This window comes from Adhaeribacter arboris, assembly GCF_003023845.1.
GTDB classification, from domain to species: Bacteria; Bacteroidota; Bacteroidia; order Cytophagales; family Hymenobacteraceae; genus Adhaeribacter; species Adhaeribacter arboris.
Genome location: NZ_PYFT01000001.1, coordinates 3,353,768 through 3,367,420, shown reverse-complemented (window position 1 = coordinate 3,367,420; position 13,653 = coordinate 3,353,768). Strand labels below are relative to the sequence as shown.

Annotated in this window: 12 protein-coding genes; 4 read left to right on the top strand and 8 right to left on the bottom strand. The window is 39.6% G+C overall.

The genetic code is table 11. The annotated features are described in order from the left end of the window. Positions 1–144 precede the first annotated feature (144 nt). Positions 145–2,157 (top strand): biosynthetic peptidoglycan transglycosylase, encoded by a 2,013-nt coding sequence (locus tag AHMF7605_RS14095; protein ID WP_233219090.1) that lies wholly within the window; start codon positions 145–147, stop codon positions 2,155–2,157. An 84-nt stretch (positions 2,158–2,241) separates the two neighbouring features. Here AHMF7605_RS14095 and AHMF7605_RS14090 read toward each other — a convergent pair whose 3' ends face one another. Together AHMF7605_RS14090 and AHMF7605_RS14085 are read right to left on the bottom strand one after the other, a co-directional pair. Continuing rightward, positions 2,242–2,511, bottom strand: a complete 270-nt coding sequence (locus AHMF7605_RS14090) for a hypothetical protein (protein WP_146153587.1) — start codon at positions 2,509–2,511, stop codon at positions 2,242–2,244. Positions 2,512–2,744: 233 nt separating this feature from the next. Next, positions 2,745–3,467, bottom strand: a complete 723-nt coding sequence (locus AHMF7605_RS14085; RefSeq protein WP_158267512.1) for a phosphatase PAP2 family protein — start codon at positions 3,465–3,467, stop codon at positions 2,745–2,747. A 332-nt stretch (positions 3,468–3,799) separates the two neighbouring features. On the opposite strand from AHMF7605_RS14085, the gene AHMF7605_RS14080 reads away from it, so the two are divergent. Then, positions 3,800–4,642, top strand: coding sequence for a phosphatase PAP2 family protein (locus AHMF7605_RS14080; protein ID WP_106930322.1), 843 nt, complete (start codon positions 3,800–3,802; stop codon positions 4,640–4,642). 92 nt (positions 4,643–4,734) lie between these two features. Here AHMF7605_RS14080 and AHMF7605_RS14075 read toward each other — a convergent pair whose 3' ends face one another. From AHMF7605_RS14075 to AHMF7605_RS14055, 5 genes are all read right to left on the bottom strand, one after another. Beyond that, on the bottom strand, positions 4,735–5,922 hold the full coding sequence (locus tag AHMF7605_RS14075) for a hypothetical protein (RefSeq protein WP_106930319.1): 1,188 nt from the start codon (positions 5,920–5,922) through the stop codon (positions 4,735–4,737). A gap of 2 nt (positions 5,923–5,924) precedes the next feature. After that, on the bottom strand, positions 5,925–6,746 hold the full coding sequence (locus AHMF7605_RS14070) for a type 1 glutamine amidotransferase (RefSeq protein WP_317046533.1): 822 nt from the start codon (positions 6,744–6,746) through the stop codon (positions 5,925–5,927). A 127-nt stretch (positions 6,747–6,873) separates the two neighbouring features. Then, positions 6,874–7,977, bottom strand: a complete 1,104-nt coding sequence (locus tag AHMF7605_RS14065) for a carboxylate-amine ligase (RefSeq protein WP_106930317.1) — start codon at positions 7,975–7,977, stop codon at positions 6,874–6,876. 164 nt (positions 7,978–8,141) lie between these two features. Beyond that, positions 8,142–9,161: an ATP-grasp domain-containing protein gene (locus AHMF7605_RS14060; protein ID WP_233219082.1), complete on the bottom strand. Its 1,020-nt coding sequence runs from the start codon at positions 9,159–9,161 to the stop codon at positions 8,142–8,144. Positions 9,162–9,180: 19 nt separating this feature from the next. Then, a complete protein-coding gene (locus tag AHMF7605_RS14055) occupies positions 9,181–9,885 on the bottom strand; it encodes an esterase family protein (protein ID WP_106930316.1) in 705 nt (234 codons plus the stop codon). Between the two features lie 153 nt (positions 9,886–10,038). On the opposite strand from AHMF7605_RS14055, the gene AHMF7605_RS14050 reads away from it, so the two are divergent. Both AHMF7605_RS14050 and AHMF7605_RS14045 read left to right on the top strand, forming a co-directional pair. After that, a complete protein-coding gene (locus AHMF7605_RS14050) occupies positions 10,039–10,851 on the top strand; it encodes an alpha/beta hydrolase (RefSeq protein ID WP_146153586.1) in 813 nt (270 codons plus the stop codon). Between the two features lie 404 nt (positions 10,852–11,255). Beyond that, entirely contained in the window at positions 11,256–12,476 is a 1,221-nt protein-coding gene (locus tag AHMF7605_RS14045; protein ID WP_106930312.1) for a PQQ-dependent sugar dehydrogenase, read from the top strand. Positions 12,477–12,665: 189 nt separating this feature from the next. On the opposite strand, the gene AHMF7605_RS14040 is transcribed toward AHMF7605_RS14045, so the two are convergent. Further along, a complete protein-coding gene (locus AHMF7605_RS14040; RefSeq protein ID WP_106930309.1) occupies positions 12,666–13,640 on the bottom strand; it encodes a TerC family protein in 975 nt (324 codons plus the stop codon). Positions 13,641–13,653 lie beyond the last annotated feature (13 nt).

The following is a 13,653-nucleotide window of genomic DNA, read 5'->3' as shown; positions in this document are numbered from 1 at the left end:
CAAGCGGTTAATATTCTGATAGGTTTAACCTTTAAACGTGTATTTTACGTTTACAGGAAAGTGCCAGAACTAAACTTAGCATTGCTCATAGTATTAACTCCCAGAATAACGTTATTCTGTTAATTTGTCTTAAATTCTGCTACGTTGAACCCGAAGATACAAGCATTTTTAAATAGTAAAGGCGCTAAAATAGCCGGAAAAGTAGCTGCCGTAGCCGCGGTAATGTTACTAATTACTCTTACTGTAGTATTTATTTTCCGCCGGAATATCTTGCAATTTGTTGTAAAAGAAGTGATTACCCGGGTTGAGCGCAAGTATCCGGTAGACTTAGTAATAGGTAAAGCCGATTACGTAGGGGTGAAAACCGTAATAATGCGGGATATTGCTGTAATACCCAAAGGTGCCGATACTTTATTTACCACCGATAGTGTAGACGCAGAAATTAGCCTTTGGACCATTTTTAAAGGCCATGTTGTATTTAGCGACCTTAAAATTGCTAATGCCTTTTTAACGGCCCGGAAGACGAAAAATCAAAATAATTATGGCTTCTTAATCCGGAAGAAAACCCCTGCTGCTCCCAGAGATACCACTCAAGGACGTAATTACGGCGAAATATTAAACCGCGTAATTGAAACGGCTTTTGAAAATGTACCAGATGCCGTTACATTCCGGAATTTGTTAGTTACTTACGAAAGTGAAAAGCGCAACATTCGGGTAGATATGCCTTTACTTACCGTGGAGGATGGGGATATTAGCACCTCTTTAACGGTGCAAACCGACTCTTTAATAAATAGAATGCACGTAGATGGTAGTATTAACCCGGATGATTACCAACTTTCGGCTAACCTTTACACTACCGACACGGCCGGAATCCGGATTCCATACATAAAAGATAAATACGGCGCCAAACTTTCTTTTGACTCGCTCAAAGTTAGTTTAACCGATAAAGTTTACCGAAAAAACCGACTCACAATTAAAGGGGAAGGTCGGATGAATAAACTGTTAGTAAATCACCCCAAAATAGCCGATGGTGATGTGCAAATAGATAAAGGAGCAATTGACTACGTAGTTACTATTGGCGAAAATTATTATTCGTTGGATACTCTCTCGCGGGTAACGGTTAATAAAATGGTAGTCTATCCGCAAGCTCGCTTCATTACAAAACCTTCTAAACGCGTTGCCTTAAAAGTTTACTCGGCTCAAACCGAAGCCAACGACTTTTTTCAATCTTTACCGAAAGGTATGTTTGAAGCCCTGGAAGGGATAAAGGCTCAAGGGTATTTATCCTACAAAATGAACTTTTATGTGGATTTAGCGCAGATAGATAGTTTAAGGTTTAATTCCGATTTAGAGGGTAAAAACTTTACTATTTTGCAATACGGTAAAACCGACCTGCGCGAGATGAATCAGCCATTTGAACATACCGTTTACGAGTATGGTAAACCCTTGCGTACTTTTATTGTTGGCCCACAAAACCCCAATTTCACTCCGTATAATCAAATTTCTAATTACTTAAAAAATAGTATTCTTACTTCCGAAGATTACGGCTTCTTTAAACACAAAGGTTTTCACGAAGGAGCATTCCGGCATTCAATGATTACCAACCTGAAGGAAAAGAATTTTACCCGGGGCGGCAGTACTATTTCGATGCAATTAGTTAAAAACGTGTTTCTGACGCGCAAAAAAACAGTTGCCCGCAAAGTAGAAGAAATGCTAATAGTGTGGCTCATCGAAAATAATCGGATTACCTCTAAACAACGCATGTACGAGGTATACTTAAATATTATTGAATGGGGACCAAACGTGTACGGCGTGAAAGAAGCCTCCCGGTTCTTTTTCGAAAAATATCCGTCTGAGCTTAACTTAGCCGAAAGTTTATTTCTTACGAGTATCATTCCTCGGCCCAAGGCCTACCGGTATTCTTTCGATGCTTACGGGAATTTACGAAGCCGGCCGCGTTACTTTTTTAAACTTATCTCCGGAATTATGCTGCGCCGGGGGCTAATTTCGCGCGAAGATTACGATAATTTGTACCCGCACGTAAATTTAGCCGGTCGGGCCCGCGATTTAATTGTAACAGCTACTCCGCAACCGGATACCACAGCCGTAGATTCGCTGCAAATTGATTTAGTTACTCCCATTGATTTGTTAGATTAACGATTAAACGGGCTACTTTAATAGGAGAGAGGAGAAAGAATTTCTGAATGCCGTTAGCTTAAAACAATTACCTGGATAAAATGATTATTGCTTTTGAATATCGGTAATATTAATTTCATCTAAGTAGGTTGTTAAACAGGCAATATCGGTAAAGCCCCTGATTAAGCCTACCTCGTGGCTCCCTTTCGCGTACCAGACTTCTACAAAAAAGTCGGTAACATAATATAAGTTAAAATCAAATTTACACCCGCTCCTGGTAGCCAGATATATTCCTTCCAGGCTCACAAAATGGGCACGCCAATCAAGTGGTTGAATAAGAAAATCATCGAGGGTCATATTGGCAGTTACGACCAAGCTGGAAAATAGATATACGGTAAATGAGTGCGTAAAATACGTTATATCAGATATTTCTACTTATAGCAGTAAATCCTGATCTTCTAAAAGGGATGTAAAGAGTATTTCTAATAAGCTTAAGTTATACGTACAACCTAGATAAAAGATTTTTATGGAGCCTTTCATTGTTGTTAGGAGTCAGTAGCTGTGAGTACTCAGTTAATTAAAAGAATTAAAATTTACTCTCTTTACTGTTAACTTCGGGATAGTTTAAATTGTTTAAGAGCCGAATATTCCATTAATCCTATCGCTAATAATACCCACAAAAAACCCAGCAAAAAACCGGCGGCTACGTCGGTTAAAAAGTGAACCCCCAGGTAAATCCGACTAAATCCTATAAGTAAAATATAGCAAATACCCGTAATAAAAACAAACGCGCGGATTCTTTTACTTCTAATTTCTAATAAGGCAATATAACATAAAACTCCTACCAAAGCCATAGCACTGGTAGAATGCCCGCTCGGGAAGGAAAAGGAACTTTCGGTGGTATAATAAGCCAGGTTAAGTGGTCGTTCCCGGTGAAAGTAAAGCTTCGAAAAATGCATGGAAATGCCGCTACCCAAAACAGAAATTAAAAGCGCTAAAAGCTGATATAAGCGTTGTTTCCAAAGTAAAAGAATACTCATTAACAAGGTAATTATAGTTACACCGTAAACGGAGCCTAGCTGAGTAAAATAATATAATACTAAGCTGATAAAAGGAGTACGAAGATTGAAAAATGCTCCTGAAACTTGTATGTCTAGGTTTTTAACTTTTTGAGAATTAACAACGTTTTCGGCTATTTCCGAAAGCATAGATAAATTAATTACGGTTAAGGTGAACAAAATAGTAAAGGGAAGCCCAAAGAAATCACCCGTTCTAAACCTATTCCGGATAAAAGCAAAAAGCCAAGGGTACTTTTGCTTCAACCGCTGCATAAAAGGTGATTGAAAAAATTTCTTTATCTTTTTAGATAGAAGCAAAGGTATTTTGTATAACATGGCCTTGATTTAATTTATCTGCACAAAACAATTGTTTGATAAAGCTCTTAGTCATTTAAGCTTTAGGCACTTTTAATGACTTATTTAAGCGAATTAAAAGTATAGTTAATTATTTCCGTATGGGCAGAAGTAGTTATAACTTCGGAAAACTCATGGGTGACATACTATTTAGATTTTGTTATTCGTAATTAATATAGGGCAACCCTTACGCGCAATTTTGCGAATTAATAAGATTTACTAGTATTATCTTACCTACTTAACTAAGATTTATGAAATCTGTTACTCATTGGTGGTTGACTTTGTCTTTATTTTTAAGCTTACTAAGTACGCAACTGCAGGCGCAGGATACAGATACTTTAAAAAAATACCAAGATTCTACGCTTGCTCCCACAAAAGTTTCTTTTTTTAAATCTAAAGGTTTCCGGGCATCTATTGTGCCGGCGGTACTCATTGGCTATGGCGTTAGTACCATGAAGGATCATGGTATTTACAGTAGCTACGACGCAAAAAGAGATTTGCAGCGCCATTTTCCAAACTTTAAAACCAAAGTAGATGATTATTTAATATTTGCTCCTTTTGTGGAATTAGCTCTAGCCTACACTTTACAATTTGAGGGAAACCATGATTATTTAAATACGGGAATTTTAATTCTAAAAGCAGAGGCCATTAATGCCGTTCTGGTTTTTGGACTTAAAAGTATTACCAAACAAGAACGCCCGAACGGCGAAAATTCCTATTCTTTTCCTTCCGGGCATACGGCGCACGCTTTTCTGGCTGCTTCTATTATTCATTCGGAACTGCGCCACCGGAGCCAATGGTTTGGTATTGGCGCCTATACTATTGCCACGGGAGTAGGAGCGTTGCGCATGTTAAATAATAAACATTGGCAATCAGATGTGTTTGCGGGAGCAGGAGTTGGTATCTTGTCGTCGCATTTGGCTTACTTGTCGCACCGAAACCGTTGGGGACGTAAACCTACTATTGTATTTGCGCCGACTTATTTGTATGGAGTGCCCGCTATACATGTTTCCATGAATCTGGAATCGGCTAAAAGCAGGAATTCTCTAATGCTGAAAGGCGTCAGAAAACGGGTTCCACTGGCGTATAAATAAGTCTTATACTTATGTTTTCAGCAAGAAGAACCAGGGTAGAGGTAAGAAAATATATCGATTAGAGTTAGGAGAATTGGTTAAAATAAACTGCTTTAAAACAAGCCAACGGTTCCGCCTACCCAGTTAAAATCTTTATTATACCGCACTCCAATCATTTTACCACGGCTTAACCGAGCTAAACAAATAGCTAAAACAGGCTCTTCCTCCTCGTCGGGCCATAAGTACATCAACCGGATTTCACATTTCACTGATCCGTCTGGCGTTTCAATGGCGGGTTCATATATTACTTTTTCCTGTAATATCCAGTTTTCCGGATCGGGAATAGCCTTTATATCTTCTTCGGAAACATCAATTAACACCCCTTGACCAGCAAAAGAAAAAAGTGGTTTGAGAACGTAATTTTGAAGGTCTACTGGTATCGTTTTTAATTCGGATAAAAAATAAGTGGCCGGAACAAATTCACTCTCCAAAAAAGGCATGGTATACTTACTAATCCGGTAAAACCAATTGGGGTGGGTTACCCATTCCAGTTGATCCGTAGTTAATAAGTCGGGTACGTTTTGGAAAGCTATATTTTTGTCTTCTATTTCGTCAAAAATAAGTCGATTGTAGATTTTTTTTATTGGATGCTCGATGCCATCGCGACTATAATAAAATTGACTTCCTCTTTGTTTTAATTCGTGCAGTGCCACTATAGCTATACCTAAATGCTTAGCGGTAAGATAAAAATCTACTGCTGTTTTTTGTTCGGCGGCATTAATATCCAATAAAATAACCTCTTCCGGCAAACTAGTACCAATAATAGTTCGCCGGAGAAGTTCAAAATAACTTTTTTGATCGGAATGGTAAAAGTAAGGTGTAAAGTCCCTCGTTACCGGAAAATGCTTTTGAAACTGTTCGGCTAGTTCTGCCTGAAACGCGTAAAGCGAAGGAAACCCTTGTAACTCAATTAACTTAGGCGTAAGCTCACCCGTCGCATTGCGGCAAACGGCAAAATCGAACGTTAAAAAATGCGGATGCCTTTTTTCGTGAGCTACCCGCCAGTTATCCGGAATAGATCTTTCGGTAAGCTGTTTGAAATTCTCTTTTCTTATGGTAGCTACCAATTCATTACCAGCTTGTACCAGCTTTTCTTTAAATGCCAATGGTAAAAACACCGGCGTTTCGGCAATCCGGAACTCAATCTTGCGAGGTAAATTTTTATTTAATTCGGCAAGTAATTGCTGGTAGGCAGTTTCGGTGAAAGCTGCATTATACACCTCCCTGGTTTCTTTTATCATTATCAGGCCTCCTGCAACGCGTGAATGGCTTGGTCTAAAAAAGCAGGTATAATTTGGTTTTGGGTGCGTTCCAGCTTTTCCGGATCATCCAGAAATTGTAGCATTTCCCAATACTTTTCGGCTCCATGAACTTCTATTATCTGATTTTTCTTTTCCTCAGTCAGTAAATGTTCTTTCATGCCTACCGGATCCGCTTCCGGATGGAACTGAGTACCAAAGAAATAATCGGTAAAGCGAATCGCCATAAGGCAACGTTCTAAATTTACATGCGGACGGTCTTTTTCTAAGGCTAGCAATTTGGCGCCAATGGCTTCAAACTTTTCTTCGTTGGGCTCTATAACTTGCCAATCGCGGGAGTCTACCGCAAAAAAAGGGTCTCCTAAACCGTTAAAAAGCTCTTCGAATTGCCCGTCGGCTGTTCGAGGAATAGGGAATATACCAAAGGAAGTAGATTTTCTTTTGGATATTTTACCTAGTTGATATTTGCGGCAAATAAGCTGAAACGAATGACAAATAAAGAAAACGTGTTTCTTGTCGACACGGTTAGGGTTACGATTAATATTCTCTAATTTTTCTATTAGATTAAAATAATTATTCTCCCAAACAGAACCTTCGCTTTCTAATGGACTACCGGGGCCGCCGCTGGAAATGTAAATATCAAAATCAGTACTCGGGATTTCATTATTTGCTCGGACATCAAAAACCTGGTAAACCAGAGGAATTTGGTTCCGGAGACTGTAACGTTGTAAAATATCTTGTATACAACGCATACCTTGGTTCGGATGGCCGGCGTAAAGGTCAAGAATGGCAATTTTTATAGACACTGTTTTTATTCTGATTAAAATAAGCGGTATGCTTACATGGTAAAAATTAAATTTAAAAATTTAGCTTATTAGCTAAATCGGGGTTTTTTATCTGCTATGGCAGAGCTGGTTAATTATAAACTATTACTTAAACATCTACTCCTTTTAAAGTTTGAGACGTAATATAATCAACCACATCCATAAAGTTTTGGTTCTTTTGGTAAACTTGCAACTGACGGTCGGCACCGGTACCGTGTTCTAATATATGCGTAACGTAGTTGATTTCGTCGCGGCTGCCTAGTTCGTCTACTACATCGTCCACAAAATCTAATAATTCTAAAATTAACGAACGGGTGTTTACTTCTACTTCCTTACCAAAGTCAATAAGCTTGCCATCTATCCCGTAACGAGCGGCTCGCCATTTATTTTCGTTGATTAAAGCCCGGTTATAGGTAATAAATTTCATGTTTTGTAATCGTATTTTGTACAATTTCGCGCAAAGAGCTTGAAACAAGGCGGTAAAAGCCATGGTTTCGTCAACTAGCATAGGACAATCGCAGATTCGGAATTCAATGGTTTCGAAAAAAGGATGCACCCGCACGTCCCACCAGATTTTTTTGGCGTTGTCAATGCAATTGGTTTTAACCAGTAATTTTATGTAATTATCGTATTCTTCAACACTCTGGAAATAATCCGGAATGCCAGTGCGCGGGAATTTATCAAAAACCTTGGTGCGATAAGATTTATAACCGGTATTGCGACCTTCCCAAAATGGCGAATTCGTGGATAAAGCATAAATATGCGGCAGAAAATAGCGCACTTGGTTGGCAATATGGATAGCCATTTCCCGCGATTGAAAACCTACGTGCACATGTAGACCAAAAATCAGGTTTGAGCGGGCGGCATCCTGCAATTCATCTACAATTTCGACGTACCGGGGATGATCGGTAATAAGCTGATGCTCCCACTGCGAAAAAGGATGCGTGCCGGCTGCACCAATCCGAAAACCTAATTCTCCGGCCAGCGAGGCTACTGTTTTCCTTAATTTGGTAACTTCGGTGCGGGCTTCGGCGGTATTTTTACAAATGTGCGTGCCTACTTCTACTACGGCTTGGTGCATTTCGGCTTTTACCTGGTCTTCGTGCACTCTTTGCGCGGCTTCTACAATTTTTTGTTCGTGCGAAATGAGTTCCCGCGTTACGGGGTCAATTACCATAAACTCTTCTTCTACGCCGAGGGTGAATTTATTCATGAGTATGGATTTAGTAAAGGAGTATACTTACTTTAGTTGAAATTTTCGGTGCTTACTTAATCGCTAAATGAGGAAATAGAGCCATCCATATCCCCGCAAAATAGAAAAATTAGAACTTGTTGGTTTGTTCCGATAAATCAGAGATATAATAAAGCTTGATAAATTTATTCCGAGCTGGTCTTAGTTTTTAAGCTAGATGTTTTAGGTGCTTCCTGCGGTGTTAGCGCTGGAATTAAGGATGTTTTAGCACTGGCGGATTTAATATACTGCCCCCAGGTTAAATTGTCCTGACCTGATTTATGAGCTTTCGCCCGATTAATGGCATAGGTCGCCATTGTTTCCACAATCCATTCAAAGTTTTCTTCGCCTACACTTGCCAAATCCGCATCCGGCGCCGGATTGCAAAAATCAATGGCATAAGGAACCCCATCGCGAATGGCAAATTCCACCGTATTCATATCATAGCCCAGGTATTGGTTTAGTTTAAGAACGTATTCCTTTACCTGGCTCAGTATTTTTTTAGCCGCCGGCGCTTTGCCGTGTTCGTAGCGCAAGTGATGCGGATTTCGGGGCTCATACTGCATAATCCGGACGTGTTGTCCGCCCACGCAATAGCACCGGAAGTAATCATCAAAAATAATTTCTTCCTGCAGCATCATTACTAGTTGCCGGGTTTGGTTGAATTTATCAAAAAAATCTTCCGGATCGTGCAGTTTGTACACATCGCGCCAGCCACCGCCATCGTAGGGCTTCATGTACGCCGGAAAACCTACGTAATTAAAAATACCTTCCCAGTCCAAAGGATATTCCAGATTCCGGAACGAATTGCCGGACGTATTTTCGGGCATATCCCTAGAAGGTAGAAGAACTGTTTTGGGAACCGGCACCCCAATTTTTACGGCTAAGGCATTATTAAAAAACTTTTCGTCGGCACTCCACCAAAAAGGGTTATTGATTACGGCGGTGCCCGATATTGCCGCATTTTTAAGCGTAGCCCGGTAAAAAGGCACATCCTGCGAAATCCGGTCTACAATTACGTCGTACCCTAAGGCCTCCCCTTGAATAACTTTGTCGATTATTACGAACTCCGCGCTTATATTTTTAACGGCTTTTTTATTGATACGATCCACGAAGGCTTGCGGAAAAGTGTTTTCCTGCCCGAAAAGGATACCTATTTTTTTCATAGTGGCTTATATTTAAGTGTTAGATTAAAGATAAATAATGCGGAAACATTTCCCGCCAAATAGGCCAGTCATGCACCGCATTTGGCCGGATATCCAACCAATGCGGAATCTCTTTCCTGGCTAATATACCGGATAAATTAATATTAGCATCTTTGCAAATATCGTGGTCGGAAGTACCCAAAATTATTTTTAATTGCCAGACAGCCGGATCGGAAATATGTGATACAAAATCTACTGGGTTATTGTAATACACATCGTCGTTGTAAAAGCCATCCAACTGGTCCCGGATATCAAAAGCGCCACTCATGCTAAATAAATGACTGGTTTTATCGGGATGTTTAAAAGCAAAGTTTGCGGCGTGGTACCCTCCGAAACTACAGCCCGCCACGCATACTTTACCTACGCCAGTTTCGTACTGGGCCCTTGGTACCAACTCGTGGTAGAGCATCTGATCGTAACGCATGTGGTTCCTGACACGGTCGGCCGGGTGAATATTTTTATTATACCAACTGTACGCATCAATAGAATCGATGCTGTAAATTTTTACCAGACCTTCCTGAATAAACCAAGCCGCACTTTCAATTAATTTAAAATCTTTATTCTGGTAATACCTACCCATAGAAGTAGGGAAAAGAATAACGGGATACCCTCGGTCGCCGAAAACCAGCATTTCTATGTCCGCATTTAGCTGCTGCGAATACCATTTGTGATATTGTTCATTCATAAATTACTCTGCTTGCTGGTTATCTAAGCATTTAGTTGAAGAAATATAATATTTTTAATTAGAAACGCTGCAAAAGGATAAAGTACAATTCCCTTATACTAATTAAGTTTAAATTAGTTAATTTTGTTTTTTATTAATTACCTTAAAATAATAATGTTAGTAAACTTTACCAAAGCCGATGTACGCATTTCTGTAAATGAATGGACATTAAAATCGGCTATTCTAGATCGGGAGGTAACCTGTGTGGTTTATACTCCCAAAATAGCAGATGTAACGGAACCCTTACATTTGCTTTTAATAAACGATGGGCAAGATTTGGCAGCGATGCAGTACGATCAGATTTTGCTTAATATGTATCAGAAAAAAGATATCCAACCCATAGTAACGGTAGGCATAAAAGCAGGCAACCGGCTGCAGGAATATGGTATTTCCGGACAGCCGGACTTTAAAGGCCGCGGCAGTGCCGCTTTGGCGTATCGTCAATTTATTACGCAGGAACTTTTACCGGCTATTTATACCCAAACTACTAATACGGCTTTTGCCAGTTATACTATAGCAGGCTTTTCTTTAGGAGCTCTCTCGGCTTTGGATATTGGCTGGCACGAAGCCGGTATTTTTTCGAAAATAGGCGCTTTTTCCGGCTCCTTCTGGTGGCGAAGTAAAGAATTTACTAGTGCCCAGCCCGATAAACACCGGATAGCGCATAAACTAATCAGAAAAAGTACTGACAAACCAAGTTTAAAGTTCTGGTTTCAGGCCGGAACGCAGGATGAAAGATCGGATCGTAATCAAAACGGTATTATTGACTCTATTGATGACTCCACTAGCCTGATTTACGAACTGTATCAAAAGGGTTATCAGAAAGGGAAAGATGTGCGCTACGTTGAATTAATCGGCGGTAAACACGACGTAGCTACCTGGGGGAAAATGATGCCTGAATTTCTATGCTGGGCGTTCGAAAAGTAGAATTATAAATTTCTTTCAATTCTTCATCTCTGGTTTTTTAAAAAAGATAAGGGTAAACAACAAAGCCTGGAGGATTACTAAACATTACGGAAAGAGTGTTTAGTAATCCTCCAGGCTTTGTTGTTTACTAAATTCCTTTAGAATCAAAAAACACTTGCTGTTATAATTTATAGTTGATTCTTCCAAAAAGTTTAAACGCTTACCTAACTCTCTCTCGTTTGCTAGTTCTAGCAATAATTAATTAGAAATCTAATTCTTAGCTGCTTTTACAGTCGGAAGATAATTCTACCTTAATTTTTTCAAGTAAAATTTAACCATTAAAGTAAGTTCCCGTTAGGTAATTTTAAAAATGTTTATTCTGAAAGGTTTATTAAAAAAGTAAGTGTACTTATGATTAAAAAGTTATGAAAACGTGGACAAAATTAATTTTATTACTTGTTGGATTTACAGGCTTGGTTTTAAGCTGCAGCGATGATGATAATTTTTGGGACGCCATGATCCCCGAAACAGACAAAGACCCAACTACCACCCAGATAAATGGTTATGTTTTTAAGCCTGCCTTAGTACCTGCTACCGACGAAAATGTGCAACAATTAAAAGTGCCCGCCGGATTTAAGGTTAACAAGTTTGCCGACAATTTAGGCAAACCCCGTATGATGACTGTAAGTAGCAATGGTAATGTGTATTTTACCGATCGGGAAGCCGGTGTAGTAATGCTCTTACAAGATACCAATAGTGATGGAGTAGCAGAAAATAAACAGGCTGTGGCTAATATTAAGCAAGTGCACGGGTTGGCTATCCGCGGAACCCAGATGTATTTAGTAGCTGTTCGGGAACTATACCGGGCAGATATAAACGCCAATGGTACGCTAGGTTCTCCGGAATTATTAATGGATGATCTGCCGGATGGCGGTCAGCACCCCAACCGTACTATTGCTTTCGGGCCAGACGATAAATTATATATTACGGTAGGCAGTACTTGTAATTCGTGTCCCGAACCTAATAAAGAAAATGCCACTATTCTGCAGGCCAATCCTGATGGATCAGGTCGGAAAATTTTTGCAAAGGGCTTACGGAATACAATTGGTTTTGGCTGGCATCCGCAAACCGGAGTATTGTGGGGCATGGATCATGGAATTGATTGGTTAGGCGACAACGACCAAAAAGAAGAGGTAAACCAAATAAAACAAGGGGCTGATTATGGCTGGCCTTACATTTACGGGGAAGGTAAATATAACCCCGGTGACCGCCCGGAAGGAGATACTACTTATCAGCAGTATTTGCAAAAAACTACGTTACCAACGCTTACTTACCAGGCACATGCAGCACCCCTAGGAATGGTTTTTTATACGGCTACCAAGTTTCCGGCCGAGTACCAAAACGATGCGTTTGTAGCCATGCGAGGTTCCTGGAATCGTAGTTCTCCGGTGGGTTATAGTGTGGTAAGGCTGCATTTCGAGAACGGGGAACCTGTTCGGTTTGATGATTTTTTAACTGGTTTTTTAGTTAATAGTAATAAAGCGCACTTTGCTCGTCCGGTAGGTGTCGCCGTCCACTCAGATGGATCTCTCTTGGTTTCAGACGATACCAACGGTGTTATTTACCGGGTAAACTACCAACCGTAATATAATAGAGTTAGTTGATAAAAATTAAGAATAAACCCGGAACACTAAAAAGCACCGGGTTTATTTTTTACAGCTATAGTAGTATAATCCCTCTAATCGCAATACTTTTATATTCTTTAGCGAATAAGTTAGATCAAAATCAAAATGTATATTAAATCTTTACGCTATTAAGAACTATAAAATTTCAATTTATGGTTTAGTACTATTTTTCTCCTGGTCTTCTTCTATCACAATAGGTATTTTTTCATCTCCTTTTTTGGGTAATAACAGGGATAAGAGCACGGATCCGGCAAGAATCGCGGCTACTATTACCAAAGCCCAAACCATATCTATTTTGTAAATGTCAGAGAGTAATAATTTGGCGCCAATAAATACCAGTATAAGCGATAAACCATAATGCAGGTAATGAAATAGCTTCATGATACCGGCTAATGCGAAGTATAAAGCCCGCAAGCCTAATAAGGCAAATACATTAGAGGTATACACAATAAAAGAATCGCGTGAAACGGCCAAAATTGCCGGAATGGAATCGGCGGCGAAAACCACATCGGTAGTTTCTACCATTATCAATACTATAAATAAAGGTGTCAGAAACCAGGTTTTGTCGTATTTTACAAAAAACTTATCACCTACCAGCGTATTTGTAACCGGAATGTAACGACTGATAAATTTTACCACCGGGTTTGCTTTAGGATCAATTTCTTCTTGTTCGGTAGTGGCCATTTTAATGCCGGTAAACACCAGAAATGCTCCCAGCAGGTACATAATAAAATGAAACTTAGCCAGTAAGGCCACTCCCACTAAAATAAAGGTAGCCCGTAAAACCAAGGCACCTAAAATACCCCAGAATAGTACCTTGTGCTGAAATTGCACCGGAATCTGGAAGTAAGAAAAAATCATAATGAAAACAAATAGATTGTCTACGCTGAGCGATTTTTCAATGAGGTAGGCCGTTAAAAATTCCAGAGCCGCAGTGGGCCCCTTCCAATAATAAATTAGAGCGTTAAAAGAAAGACTTAAAACAATCCAAAAAACACTCCACCCTAGAGCTTCTTTAATTTTTACTTCGTGCGTTTTCCGGTGAAAAACAAATAAATCAAGGCCCAGCAATAATAATATGAAGGCATTGAATAAGATCCAGAAATAGATATTGTTAGTGGCCATTAAATTCTTGTTC

What these genes read in the sequence shown, in the direction of transcription:
- AHMF7605_RS14085 (WP_158267512.1), bottom strand. Translation starts at nt 3,467, where the DNA reads ATGCAGCGGTTGAAGCAAAAGTACCCTTGGCTTTTTGCTTTTATCCGG.
- AHMF7605_RS14080 (WP_106930322.1), top strand. Translation starts at nt 3,800, where the DNA reads ATGAAATCTGTTACTCATTGGTGGTTGACTTTGTCTTTATTTTTAAGC.
- AHMF7605_RS14075 (WP_106930319.1), bottom strand. Translation starts at nt 5,922, where the DNA reads ATGATAAAAGAAACCAGGGAGGTGTATAATGCAGCTTTCACCGAAACT.
- AHMF7605_RS14065 (WP_106930317.1), bottom strand. Translation starts at nt 7,977, where the DNA reads ATGAATAAATTCACCCTCGGCGTAGAAGAAGAGTTTATGGTAATTGAC.
- AHMF7605_RS14060 (WP_233219082.1), bottom strand. Translation starts at nt 9,161, where the DNA reads ATGAAAAAAATAGGTATCCTTTTCGGGCAGGAAAACACTTTTCCGCAA.
- AHMF7605_RS14055 (WP_106930316.1), bottom strand. Translation starts at nt 9,885, where the DNA reads ATGAATGAACAATATCACAAATGGTATTCGCAGCAGCTAAATGCGGAC.
- AHMF7605_RS14050 (WP_146153586.1), top strand. Translation starts at nt 10,039, where the DNA reads ATGTTAGTAAACTTTACCAAAGCCGATGTACGCATTTCTGTAAATGAA.
- AHMF7605_RS14045 (WP_106930312.1), top strand. Translation starts at nt 11,256, where the DNA reads ATGAAAACGTGGACAAAATTAATTTTATTACTTGTTGGATTTACAGGC.
- AHMF7605_RS14040 (WP_106930309.1), bottom strand. Translation starts at nt 13,640, where the DNA reads ATGGCCACTAACAATATCTATTTCTGGATCTTATTCAATGCCTTCATA.